Genomic DNA, 20076 nt, shown 5'->3' on the forward strand with positions numbered 1-20076 from the left:
TGACGAGAACGCGCGGAATTCGCCAGACGTATCTTTCGCGTGATCGAACCGACGTCACGCGGCGGACGCATTGGCTTCAATCCGGTATGGTGCTGCTTTGACGTTCTGAAGTGCCGTGATCGATGATCGGGGCGTGAAGAAATCCATGATTTCTGCGTAGCGAATCCTAGTGTCCTCGAGCGCCTGATAGTACGCAAATAGCTCCTTCAGAGGTGCAGAAAAGTCTTTGTGTGCCGCGAGTACGGCGACGAGGGCGCCGAGGCTGATACGCCCCTCGATCACGAAGTAGCCGCCAAGGGAATAGAAGAGAAACGGTGTCAGTGACGTCAGAAAGTTGTTCAGCGCCTTGATGAAAAACTTGAGCCTGAAGATGCGCCGGCGGATGCGTTCCAGATCCCGCAGGCTTGCCGCAATGCGTGAGATGTCGCCCTTGCCCTTCATATCGGACAAAAGCTGATCGCCTAGGGTGCGTCCAAGACAGCGCACTTCCTTGATCCTGGTCCGCGACAGAGCGTTCACGCGCCTTTGGAGTTTCGGCAGAAGGATCAACTGCAGCGGCAGGATCGTCAGTGCGGCGGCTCCGAGAAGCGGATCCTGAACGAACATAAAGAGCAGGATCGTTGCCATTGTCCCACCCTGGAGAATGGGGAGCGCCAGAACATCGGCTGCAAAGCCACCGATCGGTTCGACTTCCTGCGCCAGGATTGGGATGATCTCGCTTTGTCGCGCGGTTGTCGGGTCGCTCCGCCATTGCCGGTAAATCAGAAGTCGCAACCGGCGCAATACGCGTTCGGCCACGAACCCTTTGAAGACGTTCAGAACGTATTTGTTGGCCCCGTTCAGGACGATGGCAACAAGGTATAGCCCGCAGAGCATCAACAGGAATTCGACCTGATTCAGCGACAGGCCCATGAAGTTTGCGGGGAAGTTACTGGAGTTGAGGGCGTTGTTGACGATCTTTTTCGGCAACTCCAGCGTGACATAGAGAATGGGCATGGACAGCAAGCTCAGGCCAATCATCGCAGCCTGCTGGAGTCTCGAGTAGCGCAGCACGGTGGCGACCAAACTTGAATCGAGCCCGCGGACATGTTGGCGTAACGGCCCGGTCGTTCCGCGACGTCGCCAGATCCGCACGACTGACAGGATCAAGAAATAGATCAGGACGACGCTGAGCAGCGCCGGGGCCAGGACGAGGATCAGGTGGATGAACGGATGAATCCAGTCCGGGGCGCTGTCATCATATTGAAATCCGAACACGACGGCCACATCGTGCACGATCTGGTGGTAACTGGTCACGCCTGCCTCTTTTCTTGTCGTGCGGCATTATGGTGCTGCCGTTTCGGACAAATGGGTCCCGCCGTGTCTCTTCAGACTGGAGTAGATTTCAACCTCCGGAAGAGAGGGCGCCCACGGTACGCAGACGCCCCACACTCTTCCGTCAACGACGTTCAGTCGTTGCGACTTGGAGCGTCAACGATGCCGGTTGTGTGGATATTGGTCACTTCAATGACGTCATCCGGCGCCAGGTTCTTGCGAACCAGTTCCTTGTGGGGGAACAGATCACCCGCTCTGATCTGATGCGTGTGCTCGGCCACGACGCCTGAGACTGGGATATGGGACCCGTCATGGCTGCTTTCGGCGTTGGCGGCACCGGACAGACCGGCGATCAGTGCCGCGGCCGTGAGAGTAGACGTAAAGATCGTTTTCATGGTAAGTCGACTTTCATGTGAGTATTGCCGGAGCCCGATGTGGTGAGACGCTGAGGACTCCGTGCAGGAAAATAGATGAATTGAGCCCCGCTCTGCAAAGCGGGGCTCAATTTTTATGCAGTAGTTCAGTCTTTCAGCTCGACAACCGTCAGTTTGCCTTCGACGCGGTCGGCGACGAACTCGATGTCCTGACCTTCGGACAACTTGGCCATCATGTCTTTATCGGCGCGGAACACCATCGTCATGGCGGGCATGCCAAGGTTGACCAGTTCTTCGTGAACGATGGTGACTTTGCCCGCTTCGGCGTCCAGCGCCTTGACGGACCCTTTGGTAAAGGCCGCGTCCTGCGCGAACAGGGCGGTCGAGGTGCCGATGACAAGTGTTGCTGCGGCAAGGGCCGAGAGAATGATCTTTTTCATGTTGTTTTCCTTGTGTGAGATTTGGGTGTTGCGAGTGTTCAGTTGACGACGACCGGGCTGAACATGCCGGATTCGTAGTGGCCCAGGATCAGGCAGGCATATTCGAATGTGCCTGCGTTGGCGAAAGTCCAGATGACCTCTCCAGACGCGCCCGGAGCTAGTCGGATCGCGTTCGGATCAGCGTGTTCCATTTCAGGAAACTCTTCCATCAGGACCTTATGTTCCTGATTTTTTTCGGGCGTATCGAGTACGAATTCATGCTCCTGTTCGCCCGCATTGGTGATGACGAATTTGACAGTTTCACCTTTTGTGAACGACACGTCGCGCGGCGCGTACAGCATCTGGCCGTCGTCCGTTTCGGTCATCGTCACTTCGACCGTGCGGTCGATGTGGCTTGTATCGCCGGGTTTACCGACGGCCATCTCGTCGCCGTGGCCACCTTCGTGGCTGCCGGACGCAAAGGCGGGTGCCGCTAGCAAGAGTGTGATTGTCGAAAGAATAGTCAGTCTGCTCATGGTTTCTCCAGTGTGTGTCGGGGTCGCGGGGTTTAGCGGTCTTTTAGCCGCCTGTCCGGGCCTTTCGGGCCCGGATCTCTGAATGATCTGCCGTGTGTGATCGCGGGCCCGGTCAGCCGCGCGATACCGGCGGATCGGTATATCGGGTCGTGGCATCCGCAACCTGCATGGGTTCCGGTATCTCGCCGGTCCATTCGGCGGCTTGTGTGCCCGGCGGGTTGTCATACCAACCGGGGTCCGCATAATCGTCTGACGCGATGCCGGGGCGGACCTTTACGACGGAAAACATACCCCCCATCTCGATGGGGCCGTACTTGCCCCAACCGGACATCATCGGTGCAGTATTCTTGGGGATCGGCATCTCCATCTCGCCCATGTCGGCCATGCCGGCGGTCCCCATCGGCATGTATTCCGGCTGCACGCGCCGGATTTTCTGCGTCACGTTGGTCTTGTCGGCCCCGATGAACGTCGGGACGTCGTGGCCCATGGCGTTCATCGTGTGGTGCGACTTGTGACAATGGATTGCCCAGTCGCCCTCGTGTTCGGCTTTGAAATCGAACGCACGCATGGCACCCACGGGGATGTCGATCGACACCTCGGACCACGCCACGTCGGGGTTCACCCAGCCACCGTCAGTGCAGGAGACTTTGAAGTCGTAGCCGTGCATGTGGATCGGGTGATTGGTCATTGTCAGGTTCCCAACACGCACGCGCACGTCATCGCCCTTGTTCACGACCAGTGGATCGATGCCCGGAAAAATACGGCTGTTCCAGGTCCACAGGTTGAAGTCGGTCATCTCCATGATGCGCGGAATGTAGGTGCCCGGATCGATGTCGAAGGCGTTCAGCATGATCAGGAAATCGCGCTCGACACGACGGAACGTGGGATCTTTTGGGTGGACAATAAACATACCCATCATGCCCATGGCCATCTGCACCATTTCGTCGGCGTGCGGATGGTACATGAACGTGCCCGATTTGATCAGATCGAACTCATAGGCAAAGGTCTTGCCCGGCGGAATTCCCGGGTGGCTCAGTCCCTGTACGCCGTCCATGCCGGACGGCAGGATCAGCCCGTGCCAGTGGACGGTCGTGTGCTCCGGCAGGCGGTTGGTGACAAAGATCCGGACCCGGTCGCCCTCGACCGCTTCGATTGTCGGGCCGATGGATGTGCCGTTGTAGCCCCACAGGTAGGCCGTGGTACCTTCGGTCAGTTCCCGTTCGACAGGTTCGGCAACAAGGTGGAATTCCTTGACCCCGTCCTTCATCCGGTGCGGCAGCGTCCAGCCGTTCAGCGTGACGACCGGGTTGTAGTCGGGACCGGAGGAGGGCGCGACAGGCGGCTGCGTTCCCGCCGCATCTGTCAGGGCCGCCTCTGGCAGGCTGCGGTTGTCGGTCTGGGACCACGCCTTGGTCGATACCAAGGTTGCCCCTGCCACTCCGGTTCCCAAAAGTTGACGTCTGTTCATCATCTGTCTTTTTCCTTTTGTGAGATTTCAGGGTTAGTGTCCGGCCCCGCCACCGGCGGCCAGTTCGACGCCGCCGGCATCGCCGCCCCCTGCCCCGCCACCGCCACCGTAAATGGCTGCGTCAAGGCCGGCTGCGGCGAGCCAGAACTGGTGTTTGGCCTCGGCCGCATTGAGCTTGCTGGCCAGTCCTTCGCGGACATCGACAAGCAGTTCGAATGTGCTGGTGATCATGCCGTTGTTGGCCAGAAGGGATTCCTCATCGATGATCCTGCGCAGCGGCAGGACGACGTCGCGGTACTGCTTCGCGATGGCGTAGGTGCCGCGATACCTGGTCTCGGCAACCCGCGCCTCCGAGCGCACCGCAACGGCTATTTCTGCCAGACTGTTCGCCGCCTGCAGATAAGACAGTTCCGCCTTACGCATGCGGGCCTTGCCGCTGTCGTAGATCGGGATCTGAAACTCCAGCTCGGCTTGCGGCAGGATCTTTGTCTCTACATCGCCGTCTTCGCCCACTTCGCGTTCCAGCTCCGCACCGGCAATCACCTCAAGATCCGTCAGGACGCGGGTCGCGTCCGTCAGCCCGTAAGCCTGTGCCGTCGCCGCAAGGCTCAGCCGTGCCACTTCCAGATCGACGCGGTTCTGCAAGGCCTGCGCCTCAATGGCGCCGGTACCACGAAGATTCCCCGGAAGTTGTGGCAAGGCATCGGGGACAAAATAGTCCACTTCTGTGCCCCACAATCCCATCAGGCGTGTCAGCTGCTCCTTGGCCACGGATGCGTCCAGACGGGCTTCCGCCGTCTGGGCGGCAATTTCCGCGTCAAAGACCTGCTCACGCGCCTGACCCGCGCGGTTCAAGGCACCGGTCTGACCCAACTGCTGCGCCAGTTCAGACGACGCGTCAGCCGCCTGCGACGCTTGATTGAGAAACGTCACCGTCTCGAACGCGGCAACGGCATCGATCCAGGCGGTACGCGTTTCCGCCGCCAGTGTTAGCGTGTCAACGACGGCCTGCATCTGGGCACGCTGGAAATCGGCCTGCGCCACGGCAACGCGGCGCTTTCGGGTTGGCGCATCGAGGAGATTGACCCTGGCAAGGGATTCCAGAGCCCTGAACAGTCCAAGTTCCGGTGCGCCGATTCCGAGCAGGCCAACAGAGACAATCGGATTCTCCGGTGTCGACTCCTGCCAGATGTCGGCCGCCGACAGGCCCACGGCGGCATAGGACGCCTGCAGGCCGCGATTGTTCAGCAAGGCAACCTGCACCGCCGTATCGGCCGTGATCGTCTTGCGATGCGTCAGAGCGTGGATCTCCTTCGCAACCTGTTGCGACTGGGCGCTGGTCTGCAACCAGACGGACTTACGACCCGTCGCGGCCCGGGTCTTGTCCGCAACAAGGGAAAATCCGGCGTCAGGTGCCGTGATCCCGGGTGGGAGTGTCGTGGCACAGGCCCCGAGGGCCAGAGGGAATGCGATGACCGTCATCTTGAGCACCCGCATCACAGATCCGCCTGTGATGAGTTGGACTCGCGCCAGTCGGCAGGATCCATAACGGGGCGGACGGTATAATTCTGGATAGGGTTGACGTACCCGGTCTGCCGGGCAGCCACCGTGGCCGTCGCAGGCGCGGCAATATAGGCCGTGTCTGGCAAGGGTGTCGGCGGCGGCATGCACGCTGCCAGCGTCAGGGGCAAGGCCCCGACGAATAGTAATCTGAATGTCACGAAGTATCCTGCTCTGCTGAATGCGGTCCCTCTCGTTCGAGGGACCGATATCTGAAGTCAGGCCCGCCTGCGGGCCGCGATCAGAATGTCAGAGAGGGCGGACGGATGAAGCTGATAGCAGCGTGACGCGGTACCATCGCGAGATAGAACGGATCGATCGAAGTCAAACGACCCGTGGGGCCATTGATGCGTGATGGACCGCCCAGAATCGTCGCGCAGGCCTGAACGCAACAATTGCCATCCTCGTTGCCGTGCATATCGGAGCCATGATTGGCAGGGCATGCCGCACGGGCTTCGTGCACTTCATGCTCGGCGATCTCATCAGATGACATCGTCGTTTCATGGTCGTGCTGCTGCTGCTGCTGCGCTGACAACGGCCCCGCCAACGCGCCGAACGCCAGAACCGCGGCCACGGCAATCACCATGGCACAGCGCAGGAGTTTCAGAAGGGTGTCGAGAGTTGTCATGAAAGCCTACGTAAATTTGGATCTGGCACCCGTCAATTGCTACTTTGACATTTGGCGTCGCACTGCAGCATTTTGCCGATGGTCTGATGCATCGAAACACCTACGCCAGCGGGTCTCTCCGGCTAAAATCCCGCAATATTCTTTAATCGTTCACGTTTTAGTAGAGATCGGGAAGATCGTCCGACAGGCGAACGACGCTTACCTTATTTGTTCACGGCAAGATCAAACCGACTGTCGGTGTCGCAGGCTACGGCCACGTGTGCGGTCGCACCCTCTCCAAGCGGGGCAGAAGGGGCCAGACTTTTGCACATTCGACGGCCTCGATCTCATCGGGTCAGGTCATTCAGACAGGTCGACCGTTCCGCGCGCGACATGAATGGCGGTCCCATCATCCGGTCGGCCCGCTGCATCGACGGACGGTGCGGTCCAGGCGATGTAGACGTCGTCCCCTGCCAGCGTCATGCGGGGAAAACCCATCGCGTTCCCCGTGCGATTGACCGCGATGGCGACCGGGTCTCCGCAGCCGTCCGCCGCGGTCGCTCGGCAAGTCAGCAGCACTTCTCCGGCCGCCGTCCATTCGACCCAACTGACAAGTGCCGATCCGTCCTCAAGTTGCAGCAGGTCGACCCGGCCCGCGGGTCCGCCCAGATCAATCTGTATTGCCGGACCAAAGCTGGCCCCCCGATCATCCGAGAAGGCCATCTTGACCGCTGGCACGCCGCCGGCGCCGGTGAACCAGACCAAGGCCGCATGATCGCCACGGGCTGCGATGGCGGGGCCGTTCACCGGGCATCCGTCGATTTCCCAGCCATCGCCGCTGACGGGCTGGGGATCGGTCCATGTCCCGTCCACGCGCCGCACCACCGAAATGTCCCTAACCTCGTCCACGGTCCGGTCACGGTAAGCCAGAAGCACTGTGCCATCTGTAGTTATGGCCGCACTCGTCTGGCAACAGGTGCAGGTCCGGTCATCCAGCAGCAGCTCGTCAGAAAGGGTCCGGTCGGCCTCTAAAGTCGTCGCCCGCAGTTGCATGGCACCGGCATCCGCGCCATCGCTGCCGAACGTATCGCCGGTCTCGTATTCCCGCCCGTCGAGCCACATAGCAAGCAGACCGTCATTTGCATCGGGCAGCAGCGTGACGAAACCGTGTTGGCGGCTCAGGCCATCCCGGTGGGGCACGATGGGGGAGTCCCACGTCTTGCCGTCATCATCCGACATCGCAATGTTGATGTCGTAATCATAGTACGAGTCCCCGTTCATCCGGAGCCAGCTGATGGCGATACGGCCGTCCGGCAGGCCCACCGCAGAGGAAAAGTCCGCGTAGCTGATAAAGAGGTCATCGCCTTCAGCGACCGTGACAGGGGCCGACCAGGTTGCACCGTCATATATCGCGGTTTCGACTTTGGCGAAGGTGTCACCGGAGACTTCGGTCCAGGACATCAGAACGCGACCGTCGGCCAGCGTCACAAGAGACGGCTCCTCGACGACACCGGTGCTGGGCACGTCGATTTCGGCCAGCGAGGAAAAGACCTGCGCGGCACCCGGACTGCCGGTCAGGCCGAGCGAGAGGCCCGCGATGAGAAAAACCAGAGAGCCGCGTGTCATGGCAAAAACCCTTTACACAAAAAACACGACTGCGCCGGTGCGCGGCGCAGTCGTCAAAATGAGACCAACTTCGGCGTGACGGCTTGGGTCACACCGTTGACGCCGGATAACCGGCGTCTTTCAGGGCCGCACGCAGCAGTGCGTCGTCGCGCCCGCTGTCGATGACGACCGTGCGGGCCGGCATATCGAACGACAGGGTCGCGGCGGGGTCGAGAGCCAGGACCGTTTTCTCAACGGTTGCCTTGCAGTGGCCGCAGCTCATGGCAGGAATGGAATATGTGGTCATCGCAGTCTCCTATGCTGTTGTAGACATATGGGGCCTTCCTCCGCTGGAAGGTCAAATGCAATTCTGTGGGAATGCACTCTTTACCTTCCCCCGACTGGAACCCTTACGAAAGGCGCTGAACCAGAGCGTGAGGCACTTGTCATGTCCGATATGTCCCCGATCACATTGTCCGTCACCGGCACGTCTTGTGCGCCCTGGGGCAGGTTCAGCGCGCTCTTGTGGCGGAACCGGGCGTCACGTCGGCGGTGCACAGCGTCACGGCGGCCGCGGTCGATCTGGCGACGGAAGCGGTGCATGTCATGTCCGTCAATCGTGCGACGATGCGCAGTATCCGCCAGATCCTGTTCTGGGCCTTTGGCTACAATGTGGCGCTGATCCCGGTGGCGGCACCCGTCATCGCCCCGCCAGCCGCACCGCAATCCCGGCCCATCCTGACCGGAGCGGTGCCGCTTAACGGATATTGCATTTTCGGTTCAGGCTCGGTCTAGTGATGCTGCTTGGTGTTCCATACGCACAAAGTGCAGGAACCGAACAGGGAATCTGGTCAGGATCGATCCGGTATGGAGATCCGATGCCAGAGCCGCCCCCGCGACTGTAAGCGGTGAGCGACTGCCGATTTGTCCACTCACATCCCATGATGTGGGGAAGGCCTGCAGATCGTCACGACCCGCGAGCCAGGAGACCTGCCAGGCACAATGCAAACCGACCGTCGGGTGTGACGGCAAGGAGAATGACCTATGAAAACCCTTGTTCAATCGCAGGTGCGCGATGCAAGCGGCACAAGCGCAATTTTCATGGCCCTGGCGATCGGCCTGGCTTTGATCGCATCCGTTGGCTTTGCCTCGGCCGGTGCCATTCACGACGCGGCCCACGATGCGCGCCACGCGACCGGCTTTCCCTGCCACTGATATGCTGCGTCCCATTCTGACGACCGCGCTGCTGACCGGCGCTGCCGCTGGCGTGACAGCCGGCGTTCTTCATCTTGTCTTCGTTCAGGACATTCTTCTCTCGGCCGAAGCATTCGAAACTGGATCCGCACAAGGGCCAGCCGCATTTCTGACGATGCGCAATGCGCTGACAATCATGGTCATGGTTTTGCTTTACTGCGGCTATGGCCTGATCCTCGTCTCACTGATGGCGTTTCGCGGGCAGGCAGGCGACCGGATCGATGCGCGGTCCGGTCTTCTGTGGGGAATCGCCGGTTTTGCCGTCGTCATCCTCGCTCCGGCGTTTTCGCTGCCTGCACAATTACCGGGGGCGACGGAGACTGATCTTGCCATGCGTCAGATCTGGTGGGTGATATTGGTGCTGTCAGCCGCGGGGGCTGTCTGGATCCTGGCGTACGGCAAGACGCCTGGCCAATGGGCCGTTGCTGCCCTGCTGCTGGTGGGTCCTCATCTGGTCAGTCCGCGCTTACCGGATGTCCTGACGGGCCGCGCCCCAATGGAACTGGCGGCACTCTTCACCGCGCGATCGCTTGGCGTCGGATTGCTGACCTGGATCGTCTTGGGAATGGTCGCGGGTGCCGTCTGGCGGCGCGAACAAGCTGGACCGGCCTGAACGACCGAGGAGTCAGCTCTCCTTCGCAGGCATGACGGGGATGCGGGCCCGCAGGCAGGACCGCAGTCTGCCACACGGCCGCGCGTCCTCGATCCACCCGTCCGGAGCCTCCAGATACGTACGGCACGTCGCGATCAGATCTTCGATATCCGTATCGAAGGACACACCCGAGAACAGGTACGTGGCGCGACCCTGACCCTGGAGTGCCACAGACGACGGGGTCTGACACGCGCCGAGGCAGGCGGCCGTCGACACGCTCACGGTGTCGTTCAGACCTGCAGCACCGATGGCCGCCATCAGCCGCAGCCTGGACCCCGTCACAGATGCAGCCAGCGCGCAGGTGTTGCAGATGCAGATGTTCATCGTCACGGCATTCCCTCTTAATTCTGCCCGGATGGATTGAGGATGGCCATGGCATCGCCGGATTTCAGGTGCCCACGGTTCGCTGAACTCGCTTTCATCCCGACCTGATGCCTTTCAGCAAAGGTGACGGTTTGCCCAGGTCCGCCTCGGATCTCGGGGTGCTGCATTAAAAATACTAATATTATGGGAACATTCCAGCGCCGGAACTTGGTTGCACCTGCAAAGCCGTACTCAAGAAGGATACCCCATGCATTATGTCCGTTTCTTCGCGATGATCGCCACCTCCACTGTGGTCATGTTCGGACTGATGTATCTGAACTCCTATTCCCTCGAGCATGTCTATTATTCGCAGACCCGCATGTGGATGGCGCTCTACATGGGTGCGATCATGGCGATCATCATGCTCGCGTTCATGCTGGGCATGTACAAGAACCGCACGGTCAATATGGCAATCTTCGGCGGATCGGCGGTCGTGTTTGCGCTGGCGCTCTGGCTGGTGCGGTCGCAAGAGACGATCGGTGACGTCGCGTGGATGAAGGCGATGATCCCGCACCACTCCATCGCAATCCTGACGTCGTCGCGCGCTAACATTACAGACCCCCGCGTGCGCAAGCTGGCCGATGAGATCGTCGAGGCTCAGGACCGCGAGATCGCGGAAATGCGCTGGATGATCGCCGATATCGAAGCCAACGGCGAACAGACGACGTTTCCGTTGGGCGAAGCCGATGCTCAGGCTGAGGTGGCTCCGCTGACCGATGCGTTGTCGTCCGCCGTCATCGCCTCTGTCGATCTCGCACCGCTGAGCGAAGACGAGATCACCCGCGCCCTGCCCGCCGGAGCGGTTTGCAACTTCCGCCGTGGCGTCGATGCGGACCCGGTGTTCGCCGTTGCCGCCGACGGCGCATCGGTGACGAAGGTGTCCGGCCAGCTGGTCATGCTGACGGCTGATGGCGCCCCGGGAGATGCTGGCGTTGCAGCCCAAACGGAGGGTCTGCGGGTGACGGTTACGCCCAATGCCGCTGAGGACGAAGCCACCCTGCTGTTCGATCTGACCACCGGGCAACCTTTGACCGTCGGTTACGATGGTTACTGGGCCTGTGCGTCCTGAACGGCATCACACAAGATAAGGAAACTGCCCCATGCCCAAAGACAACAGTGCGGACGCCAAAACGGCCGTCCTTTATCGGATGGTCATGCCAGAGCATACATGCCCCTACGGCCTGAAGTCCAAGGACCTGCTGGAACGGCAAGGTTACACCGTCGAGGATCATCACCTGAAGACCCAGGAAGAGACCGAGGCCTTCAAGTCGGAGCACGACGTCAAGACGACGCCGCAGATCTTCATCGACGGTCAGCGGATCGGCGGGCATGACGATCTGCAGGTCCATTTCGGCAAGGTCGACCCGGACGACGCCGGATTGTCATATACCCCGGTCATCGCGTTGTTCTCGGTCGCGGCGCTGACGGCGGTGGCCTTCACTTGGTATGCGTTTCAGACGCTGCTGAACTGGCAGACGCTGGGCTGGTTCGTGTCGCTGTCGATGATCCTGCTGGGCCTGCAAAAGCTGAAGGACATAGAGAGCTTCTCGACCATGTTCCTGAACTACGACCTGCTGGCCAAGCGCTGGGTGCGGTACGGCTACATCTACCCCTTCATCGAGACCGGGGCTGGCATCCTGATGACGGCGATGGTCGCGACATGGCTGTCGGCCCCGCTGGCGCTGTTGATTGGCAGCATAGGCGCGGTGAGCGTCTTCAAAGCAGTCTACATCGATAAGCGCGAACTGAAATGCGCCTGTGTTGGCGGAGACAGCAATGTGCCTCTGGGCTTCGTGTCGTTGACAGAAAACCTCGGCATGGTGGCGATGTCGATTGTCATGCTCATCCTGTTGCTTGCATGAGCATGTCCGAGCCGAGAGCGTTAAAAAACGACGAAGCGGCGGCGCCGGGACGACGTCAGTCATGAGTGTCTGGAAACGACGCGCTCTATTGGCAGGTGGCGCACTGGCTGTAGGCGCCTGGGTGAAAGGGGCGCCGCACTTGCTGTCCTTGCGCACGCCGTCTCTCGACTTGCGAGACCTCGACGACCTGCCGCCGTTCCGGGAACTGGCGGCCGCCGGCACCATCACGACAAACCAGCCAATGTTCGCTGGACTTCTCCCGGCAGACGACGTGTCGGCCGCGGCGCGCGTTCTCGCTCAGGACGTTCGCGACCACCCTTGTGATGCTCTCTACGGCGATCCTGTTCCGGGCCGCGTTCCTGTCGCCGTCTTTTCGGACTTCAGATGTCCCAACTGCCGCGTCATGGATGCGCGGTTGTCAGAGATCGAACGGGATATGCCCGATCGCTTTTATATCGTCCGTCATGAACTGCCGATCCTCGGCGATGCGTCGATCATTGCCAGCCGGGCTGTGCTGGCAGCGCAGAGGCAAGGTGCCTATAGCGAGATGTACGCCCGGTTGATCCGCACGCCTGCGGTCACGGATCTGGCCTATGTGTCTCAGGTCGCGTCCGGCATTGGGCTCGATATCGAAGCGTTCCAATCGGATATGCAATCATCCCGCACCACCGATCAGCTCCTCAAGAGCAAGGCTGTTGCAAGTCTCTTTCACTTCATCGGCACGCCGGCCTTTGTCGTGGGGCGAACTGCATTTCTGGGAACCGTCACGGTCTCTCTGTTCAAAGCCTTGATCGGAGTAGAAACGGACCGGCCTTGCGATGCGACCGTCACATGACGATGGACGGTCCAGCAATAGCAAACTGACCGGACGCCCAATATTCGCAAGCATCAAGGAGATCAGCTGCTCGCAAGTGTGCCAGATGCAGAAGACCTCAGTGAGCAAGGTGCACATTGAGGATCCAGAGTGGTACTTTGGCGGAGGACCGCATCAGAAAGCGTTTGACCCTCCAGCGCTGGAACCTGTTCCAAGTCGTGGCAATAATAACTGTTCAAACACGGCGTGCAGGCGACTTGACCAGTTTTTACCCAACGCAGACCACGACGACGCCGGCGCGCTTCCGCAGCGGCAATGCGTTCGGCTGGCAAAGGGCCTGGGTGACTGACACTTGCAAGCTGCTGATGAGCGGTCTTTTCTCGCGATGTCCGCGTGGACGCCCCTTACGGGTGGCGTCTTGTCTCATGTCACTTCTCATCGCGCTGTTTGTCCTGGACGGTGGACATGTACGATCCGCGTCCGAGAGCCACGTTCGCCCGCACGCTGTTGTACAGTCCGTGACGGTGGCGACACCCAGCCATTCCGCTGCAACGGGGTGTCATACCCTGATGGCCTGTGGATTGGCCATCGGAGTCACAACCGCCATTCCGCCCAGACCCACGCCCGCCGCAGCACTGCATGCGAGGCCAGCGATTTCAACTGCGGCCGATCAGCTGGGCCGCGGGTCCGATGTGCCGCCACCGCGCGTCTGAAGCCATGTCCCTGACCGGGACCGCTTCGCCACATCGCCACATTCGAGAAGAAGACAGATATGAAACGATCGACAACGATCGGCGCGATCATTGCATCGTCGCTGGGTGCCGCCGCGTTTGCCCATAATGGTGCCACAGGCGTCGTGCTTGAGCGCATGAACGGCATGTCCGCCATGAAGAAGGTCATGGGTGAGCTTGCGCCGATGATGCGCGGGGAGGCTCCCTATGATGTCGCCGCGGCTCAGAAGGGTGCCGCGACGATCATGGCACACGCGGGCGGTAACATGGTCAAGCTATTCCCAGAAGAGGCCATTCCCGCGACATCCTACGCAGTGCCGGCGCTATGGGAGCGGTGGAATGACTTTTCCGATCTGGCCGATTTGCTCGCGAGTCAGGCCTTCGGATTGGCGATGGCCGTTCCCAATGGGCTGACAGCGCCACGACCGGCAAGCCCGCTTCACGACATGGGGACAATGGACGGCATGGCCGACATGTCCGGCATGGCCGATACCGACGCGCTACCATCGCAGGAACTGACAGTGGCGCAACTGATGGGTGTCGAACCGACGGCTGACGCGCGCGCAAGCGCAACAGTCCTGCCGGAGGAGCGCGACAATGGCGTCCTCGATTATACCGCTATGGCAGCACCGGCCGCCTTTGAAATGGTCAGCCAGACATGTGCCGCCTGCCATAGCAAATTTCGGCGGGGCAGCTGAGATGCGATGGCTTGTCGTGCCGCTGGTCCTGGGAGGAGTCCTTGCAAGTGCGGGCATCTTTACCGTATCTCGCTGGACCATCGTGGAACCTGTCACCCTTGGCATGATGGAAGGCGACGCACAGCGCGGGGCCTATCTCGCGCGATCCGCTGGCTGCGTCGCATGTCACACGGACGTTCAGAAAGGCGGAGCCGCGCTGGCCGGCGGGGCACCGCTGGACACGCCGTTCGGTCGCTTCGTCCCGCCGAACCTGACGCCGGACCCGGTCCATGGCATCGGAAACTGGACGCTCGACCAGTTTGCTGTCGCCGTGCGACAGGGCGTCAGACCCGATGGCAAGGCCTACTATCCTGCGTTTACTTACGAGTTCTACAACCGCTTTACCGATCAGGACATTGCGGATCTCTGGACGGCGTTCCGCACGGTCCCCCCCGTCCCTGTCGCCGCGGCGCGCCATGATCTGAACTTTCCGTTCAACCTCAGATGGGGTCTCCAGCTATGGCGGGCCCGGTACATGACACCGTCCGAAATGACACCGGTCATGGCGCAGTCGGATGCCTGGAACCGCGGACAACAGCTGGTGAACGGTGCTTCGCATTGTGCAGCCTGCCACACAGCCCGCGGACTGTTCGGTGGACTGGACACCAGTGAGAGCCTCGCTGGCAATGCCAACTTGCCTGGCGGGAACAAGGCCCCATCCATCAGGACGGAGGCCCTGTTGACGCGGGGCTGGACCGTTGCAAACATGGCCTACGCCCTGCGGACAGGGATTATGCCAGACGGAGACGTCCTGGGCGGCAGTATGGCCGAAGCGATTGCGCAAGGCACTGGAATGCTGACCGGTCGCGACCGGGAAGCGATCGCGACTTATCTCCTCACTCCGGCGGGTCAGACGAGCGTTGGACTGCCGACGCCTGTAACCGATCCAACGATGGGCGGCATGGCGGGTATGGAAGGAATGGCCGGTATGAAAAGCGGAGGAAACTGACGTGGAATATCATTATCGCCCATGGACCGGTTTGGTATGGGGGCTGATCACCTTCGCGAGTGTCGGCACGATCACCGCAGTTTGGTCCAACCCCTGGTTCGTCCGGATGACATCCGTTGCTGCCTGGGAATTTCCAGCGGTGCTTCTGTTGGCTGTTCTGACAGGGGTATTCTTTGCAGTGCGCTTTACGGCCTGTGGCGCACGCAGGGCCGGGATCGGGGGCGTCCTGTCCTTCATCGGCATCGCCTGCCCTGTCTGCAACAAGATCCTCATGCTGATCTTCGGCGGTCCCATGTTGCTGGCATATTTCGATCCTGTCCGACCTTACGTCGCTCTGGCCGGGTTGATCCTTCTGGCCGTCGGTATCTGTCGCAACATCGCAGCCCGGCGCACGGCCCTCGCCACAGGATGGGTCGTGCCATGACCAAACCGCAAACAGACCCGAAGGCACATCCCCGGCTGACGCGCCGCAGTATGATCTTGGGAGGGGCCCAACTGACGGTCGCAGGCGCGCTCGGTTTGCGGATGCACAGGATGCAGATCGATGAGGCAGACACGTATCGCATGATGGCCGAGGAAAACCGGATCAGCATGCAACTTGTGGCACCGCCCCGTGGGCGCATTCTGGATCGGTTCGGTGCCGTGCTGGCTGATAACCGGCCGACCTATCAGGTAACCATCGTACGCGAGCGGGCCGGCGATCCCCAAAAGGTCCTGGCGGACGTGCAGACGATTTTGGGACTTTCCGACGATGACCTGAAACAGATTCTGGACGAGATGGCGGATCGCAGCAGTTTCGTACCGATCACGGTTGCCAGGGACATTACCTGGGATGAACTGTCACAGATCTCGCTGAATGCTCCTGCTTTGCCGGGCATTTCGGCAGACGTTGTGCTTCAGCGGGTGTATCCCTTCGGGACCGATTTTGCCCATCTCATTGGCTATGTTGGTCGTGCCAATGCGCAGGACGTCGCAGACAACGACGGCAACAATGCCCTCCTCGCCATGCCCGGGTTTCATATTGGCAAGATCAGTATCGAAAAGGCGCAGGAGGCGTCCCTGCGCGGCAAAGCGGGTCGCCTGTCGGTCGAGGTCAACGCTGCGGGCCGTGTCATGCAGAGCCTGGACCGGGTGCCACCTGTGCCGGGCGCGGACCTGCAGCTGACGATCGATCATCATCTTCAGAACTTCGCGCTTGCACGACTGGCTGGCCAAAGTGCGGCAGCGGTGGTCATCGACGTGCAGAACGGTGACCTGCTGGCCTGTGCTTCGGCCCCGACATTCGATCCGAATCTCTTCGTCGATGGCATCTCGTCGAAGGATTACAATGCGCTGCGCGACGATCCTTACAGGCCTCTGTCGGACAAGGTCGTTCAGGGGGCCTATCCGCCAGGTTCCGTGCTGAAGATGTCTTTGGCACTTGCAGCATTGGAGGGTGCCGAGGTCGGTCCCGAAGAGACCGTCTATTGCCCCGGGTTTGTCGAAATCGGCGGTCGGCGGTTTCACTGCTGGAAGCGCGGCGGGCATGGCCACATTAGTTTGCGCGGTGCCCTGCGCGAGTCCTGCGATGTGTTCTTCTACGAGATGGCGAGACGGGTGGGGATCGACAATCTGCACGCCATGAGCGCACGACTGGGTCTCGGTCAGCGGCCCGACCTACCCCTCTCGGGCATTGCATCGGGTCTGAACCCCTCCCGGGACTGGAAGTTGGAACGCTACGGGACGGAATGGCTGATCGGCGATACAATCAACGCGTCCATCGGTCAGGGCTTCGTGCTGGCAACACCGATGCAACTTGCCATCATGGCGGCACGGGTTGCGTCGGGAAAGAACGTCGAGCCCCGCTTGTTCAAACCTCAGATGGCAGGCGACACCCAGAATTTCGAGGACATGGGACTGTCTCCTGCGGCCCTTGCACTTGTCCACGCGGGCATGACGGATGTCGTCAATGCAGCACGTGGCACGGCAAGATCATCGCGGATTGTGGCCGAAGGGCAGACCATGGCAGGTAAAACCGGGTCCAGTCAGGTGTTCAGCATCACGGCGGCGGAACGGGCCGCAGGCGTGCGCAGTCAGGCGGACCTTCCATGGAATCGCCGGGACCATGCGCTGTTCACCGCTTTTGCGCCGGCAGCGCAACCCCGCATCGCGGTATCTGTCCTCGTGGAGCACGGTGGTGGCGGCTCGCTTGCTGCAGCCCCCATCGCGCGTGATCTGGTTCTGTTTTATCTGAATGGTGGGCTGCCGCCCGTTGAGGCCTACCCGGCAGACCAACGCGGTCGCATGCAGACCAGCCTCGAGGAGTTGAGCGCAGCGATCCTGCCAACTGACGGCCATACTCAAAAAAGACGGACGTAGATCCCTGCATCGTCTTCGTTCAAGAAAGTGAGCCGCGTTTTGGACAGTTGTCCATACCTATCGTCACCGGAAGAACGACAGATGTGGACGTTCCGGTGACGCCCTTCAGACTGAACGCAGCGTCTACGTGTGATATCAGAAGATACCATTTTCTTTTTGAAGTTCGCGAATGTAGCGCGCGATCAACATGACATCGGCGTTGGTCAGGCCATCGACTGGGGGCATGTTTCCAAACCGCCAATGATGCGCCCGTACGCCATTTTTTGCCGCCAGTACGAATGCCACGTCAGAATGGTGGTTGGGCTCGTAGATCTTGTGGACCAGCGGTGGCGCCACGCCAGTCTGCCCTGCAGCATGTGTGCCGTGACACGATGCGCATTTCGCCTCGAACCCACGCTGCCCCATCCGGGCGTCGGCCGAGAGTTCGGCCGGAACTGCAACGTCGACGATCGGCGCATTGCTGGCCAGCGCGCTCGGCGCAGCAGGTTGCATGGACGCAGGCATATCTTCGGGTAAAGCCTGTCGGGCGGCCCAGTAGAAGCCGAAACTGCCAAGCACAAAAACCGCGATGATTGCCTTATACGTGTTGTTCATCTTGTGCCTTGTCTCTCGCGTGGGAGGCAGGTTTCACACGCGCAATGCGATGCAGGACACGGATCAAGCACGACGACCGGAGTCAGGCTCGACCTTCAATGCATCGAGGCCCGGCCTGCAAGGCGTAGCACATATGGCCTGAGATGGGTGCACCCCCTGCGCTGCGCGTTCTAGATGTATTTCACCGTCGTCATCATGCCCGCCGCCATGTGGTAAAGGTTGTGGCAGTGCAACGGCCATTCACCGGGGTTGTCAGCGTCGAACTGGATCGTGACCATCCCCATCGCCGGGACCAGAACCGTGTCCCGCATCGCGCCGGATATTTTCTGCCCGTCGATGCCGACGACCTGAAAGTGGTGTCCGTGCAAGTGCATGGGATGCGACATCATGGTCATGTTGTGCATCGTGATCTCGACGCGGTCGCCCAGAGAGACCTCCAGCGGTTGACGGTTGTCGAAGGTCCGCCCGTCGATTCCCCAGACATAAGTCTGCATGTCACCCGTCAGCATCGCCATGATCTGCAGCGTCACAGGTTTGGCCGAAAGCGGCGATGCGGCCACAAGCTGACGTTCCAGTTCCAAAAGGACGGGGGCGGATTTTGTATCGGCGGCCGCGGCGATCTTCGTGACTGTCGCACCGGACGGTGCCAGCACGATCCCCGTGCGGGCGATGTCCCCTTCGCGCTGCGCCAGCACAGGAACGGCGGCACCGTCGGTCGGCATCGTGACCTCGATATCGATGCGTTGCGCAATGGCGAGGCCGAACCGGCTGCCGCGCAGGGGTTGGACGGGCATGCCATCGACGGCTTTGACCGTACCCTCGATCTGGCCAAGGTCGATCCAGAAGTTTGTCGATGCCGCCCCGTTGATGATCCGCAGCAGGACAGTATCGCCCTTGTCGACACCGACGATTTCAGGATCGGTCAGCGTGCGGTCATTGGCGAGATAGGCATCGAAGGTGATATCGTTCAGGTCCATGTCCATGTTGTCCATGGCACCCATCGCCATGCCACCCATGTTCATCCCCGGCGTTGCCGTGGCACCATCGTTCCCGTTCATGGTCATGCCGGAATGGTCCATCCCCGCCATGCCGCCCATGGCCATCCCCGGCATCGCGCTCCCGCTGCCGGCGGTACCCATGTCCATCGCTGCCGTACCGGATCCGACGACTGCGGTGCCTTTCCCTTTCAGGGTCGCAAGGATCTCTTCTGGAGGCGTGAATGAGAAATCGTGCAGCAGGACGACGACCTCCTGCATCTGCGGCTCGCCTTCGCGGACAATAAGGGAGGCGGCCATAAGTTGCGTCTCTTGCAGGCCAAAGTGCGAATGCATCCAGTTGGTCCCGCCGCGCGGTAGATCGAAGCTGTAAGCCATGGACGCACCGGGTGCGATGGGCTGCTGGGACAGCGGGTTGCCGTCCATGCCGAACGGGGGCGTCAGCCCGTGCCAGTGCATGATCGTGGCCACGTCGGTCGCGTTGGTCAACGACACGTTGAACCCGCCCGCCGCGTCAAGGATCAAACCGGATCGTCCATTGGTATCCGTGATTCCGAAGACGGTCGCAGCCTTGCCGTTCACCTCGATGGTGCGCGTGCCGACCGTCAAGGATTGACGGGGCGTCGCAGCCCGCGCTGCCGGGCTGAAGCCAAGACCTGCAGCGAGCGTGGTGGACCCGGCGAGAGTCAGAAATTGACGACGGTCAAAGGCGTACTGGTCGCGCATGGGGAGAACTCCGATGTGACTGGTCTGAAAACAGATTTTATCGATGTTTTCCGCTACCTACCTTCCTGCAGGGGAAGGCAAGTTGCTTTTAAGGCCGCCGGCCTCAACTCGCGGTTCTGTGATTGCTGTCACATGATTGCAGGGAGCGTGGTGGCAGC

The 20076-nt window shown here is 60.7% G+C and carries 23 protein-coding genes and 1 riboswitch; of the genes, 10 read left to right on the forward strand and 13 right to left on the reverse strand.

Annotated features, from left to right (window positions below):
- Positions 1-54: 54 nt before the first annotated feature.
- From BUA54_RS18140 to BUA54_RS18185, 9 genes are all read right to left on the reverse strand, one after another.
- Complete coding sequence (locus BUA54_RS18140; protein ID WP_245810790.1) at positions 55-1296, reverse strand: ABC transporter ATP-binding protein; 1242 nt, start codon at positions 1294-1296, stop codon at positions 55-57.
- Positions 1297-1448: 152 nt separating this feature from the next.
- A complete protein-coding gene (locus BUA54_RS18145) occupies positions 1449-1709 on the reverse strand; it encodes a hypothetical protein (RefSeq protein ID WP_072858681.1) in 261 nt (86 codons plus the stop codon).
- 125 nt (positions 1710-1834) lie between these two features.
- Positions 1835-2128: a copper-binding protein gene (locus BUA54_RS21905; protein ID WP_072858682.1), complete on the reverse strand. Its 294-nt coding sequence runs from the start codon at positions 2126-2128 to the stop codon at positions 1835-1837.
- A gap of 38 nt (positions 2129-2166) precedes the next feature.
- Positions 2167-2643: a cupredoxin domain-containing protein gene (locus tag BUA54_RS21910; protein ID WP_072858683.1), complete on the reverse strand. Its 477-nt coding sequence runs from the start codon at positions 2641-2643 to the stop codon at positions 2167-2169.
- A 112-nt stretch (positions 2644-2755) separates the two neighbouring features.
- Entirely contained in the window at positions 2756-4114 is a 1359-nt protein-coding gene (locus tag BUA54_RS18160; RefSeq protein WP_072858684.1) for a multicopper oxidase family protein, read from the reverse strand.
- A 30-nt stretch (positions 4115-4144) separates the two neighbouring features.
- Positions 4145-5608, reverse strand: coding sequence for a TolC family protein (locus BUA54_RS18165; RefSeq protein WP_072858685.1), 1464 nt, complete (start codon positions 5606-5608; stop codon positions 4145-4147).
- A 304-nt stretch (positions 5609-5912) separates the two neighbouring features.
- Entirely contained in the window at positions 5913-6299 is a 387-nt protein-coding gene (locus tag BUA54_RS18175; RefSeq protein ID WP_072858687.1) for a hypothetical protein, read from the reverse strand.
- Between the two features lie 339 nt (positions 6300-6638).
- Positions 6639-7904, reverse strand: coding sequence for a sialidase family protein (locus tag BUA54_RS18180; RefSeq protein WP_072858688.1), 1266 nt, complete (start codon positions 7902-7904; stop codon positions 6639-6641).
- Positions 7905-7992: 88 nt separating this feature from the next.
- On the reverse strand, positions 7993-8190 hold the full coding sequence (locus BUA54_RS18185) for a heavy-metal-associated domain-containing protein (protein ID WP_072858689.1): 198 nt from the start codon (positions 8188-8190) through the stop codon (positions 7993-7995).
- Positions 8191-8375: 185 nt separating this feature from the next.
- On the opposite strand from BUA54_RS18185, the gene BUA54_RS21840 reads away from it, so the two are divergent.
- The 3 genes from BUA54_RS21840 to BUA54_RS18200 all read left to right on the forward strand — a co-directional run bounded on the left by BUA54_RS21840 (position 8376) and on the right by BUA54_RS18200 (position 9750).
- A complete protein-coding gene (locus BUA54_RS21840; protein ID WP_143155509.1) occupies positions 8376-8678 on the forward strand; it encodes a hypothetical protein in 303 nt (100 codons plus the stop codon).
- Positions 8672-8895: riboswitch (cobalamin riboswitch) on the forward strand. (Overlaps the previous gene by 7 nt.)
- A gap of 32 nt (positions 8896-8927) precedes the next feature.
- Complete coding sequence (locus BUA54_RS18195) at positions 8928-9098, forward strand: CbtB domain-containing protein (RefSeq protein ID WP_072858691.1); 171 nt, start codon at positions 8928-8930, stop codon at positions 9096-9098.
- Positions 9064-9750 carry a CbtA family protein gene (locus tag BUA54_RS18200; RefSeq protein ID WP_084114568.1) on the forward strand — a complete coding sequence of 229 codons (687 nt, stop codon included), beginning with the start codon at positions 9064-9066 and terminating at the stop codon, positions 9748-9750. Before BUA54_RS18195 ends, BUA54_RS18200 begins: the two co-directional genes overlap by 35 nt.
- Positions 9751-9762: 12 nt before the next feature.
- Here the strand turns inward: BUA54_RS18200 and BUA54_RS18205 are convergent, their stop codons facing one another.
- Positions 9763-10113, reverse strand: a complete 351-nt coding sequence (locus BUA54_RS18205; RefSeq protein WP_072858693.1) for a DUF1636 family protein — start codon at positions 10111-10113, stop codon at positions 9763-9765.
- Positions 10114-10360: 247 nt separating this feature from the next.
- Between BUA54_RS18205 and BUA54_RS18210 the strand changes: the two genes are divergently transcribed.
- From BUA54_RS18210 to BUA54_RS18220, 3 genes are all read left to right on the forward strand, one after another.
- Positions 10361-11221 carry a DUF6692 family protein gene (locus tag BUA54_RS18210; RefSeq protein WP_072858694.1) on the forward strand — a complete coding sequence of 287 codons (861 nt, stop codon included), beginning with the start codon at positions 10361-10363 and terminating at the stop codon, positions 11219-11221.
- A 31-nt stretch (positions 11222-11252) separates the two neighbouring features.
- Positions 11253-12014 (forward strand): MauE/DoxX family redox-associated membrane protein, encoded by a 762-nt coding sequence (locus BUA54_RS18215; protein ID WP_072858695.1) that lies wholly within the window; start codon positions 11253-11255, stop codon positions 12012-12014.
- Positions 12015-12075: 61 nt separating this feature from the next.
- Positions 12076-12849, forward strand: a complete 774-nt coding sequence (locus tag BUA54_RS18220; protein ID WP_084114570.1) for a DsbA family protein — start codon at positions 12076-12078, stop codon at positions 12847-12849.
- 573 nt (positions 12850-13422) lie between these two features.
- Here the strand turns inward: BUA54_RS18220 and BUA54_RS21295 are convergent.
- Complete coding sequence (locus tag BUA54_RS21295; RefSeq protein WP_178352787.1) at positions 13423-13728, reverse strand: hypothetical protein; 306 nt, start codon at positions 13726-13728, stop codon at positions 13423-13425.
- On the opposite strand from BUA54_RS21295, the gene BUA54_RS18225 reads away from it, so the two are divergent.
- The 4 genes from BUA54_RS18225 to mrdA are packed head-to-tail and all read left to right on the forward strand — an operon-like array spanning position 13715 to position 17603.
- The gene (locus tag BUA54_RS18225; RefSeq protein WP_178352788.1) at positions 13715-14257 is read left to right on the forward strand and encodes a cytochrome c; all 543 of its coding nucleotides are present in this window, start codon (positions 13715-13717) and stop codon (positions 14255-14257) included. The genes BUA54_RS21295 and BUA54_RS18225 overlap by 14 nt on opposite strands.
- A gap of 1 nt (position 14258) precedes the next feature.
- Positions 14259-15245 carry a c-type cytochrome gene (locus BUA54_RS18230; protein WP_072858698.1) on the forward strand — a complete coding sequence of 329 codons (987 nt, stop codon included), beginning with the start codon at positions 14259-14261 and terminating at the stop codon, positions 15243-15245.
- Position 15246: 1 nt separating this feature from the next.
- On the forward strand, positions 15247-15669 hold the full coding sequence (locus BUA54_RS18235) for a hypothetical protein (RefSeq protein ID WP_072858699.1): 423 nt from the start codon (positions 15247-15249) through the stop codon (positions 15667-15669).
- Positions 15666-17603, forward strand: a complete 1938-nt coding sequence (gene mrdA / locus BUA54_RS18240; protein ID WP_072858700.1) for a penicillin-binding protein 2 — start codon at positions 15666-15668, stop codon at positions 17601-17603. The genes BUA54_RS18235 and mrdA overlap by 4 nt, the downstream gene beginning before the upstream one ends.
- 135 nt (positions 17604-17738) lie before the next feature.
- Here mrdA and BUA54_RS18245 read toward each other — a convergent pair whose 3' ends face one another.
- Both BUA54_RS18245 and BUA54_RS18250 read right to left on the reverse strand, forming a co-directional pair.
- Positions 17739-18197, reverse strand: a complete 459-nt coding sequence (locus BUA54_RS18245; RefSeq protein WP_072858701.1) for a c-type cytochrome — start codon at positions 18195-18197, stop codon at positions 17739-17741.
- A gap of 170 nt (positions 18198-18367) precedes the next feature.
- On the reverse strand, positions 18368-19918 hold the full coding sequence (locus BUA54_RS18250) for a multicopper oxidase family protein (RefSeq protein WP_072858702.1): 1551 nt from the start codon (positions 19916-19918) through the stop codon (positions 18368-18370).
- Positions 19919-20076 lie beyond the last annotated feature (158 nt).

The organism is Loktanella atrilutea (assembly GCF_900128995.1).
GTDB lineage: Bacteria > Pseudomonadota > Alphaproteobacteria > Rhodobacterales > Rhodobacteraceae > Loktanella > Loktanella atrilutea.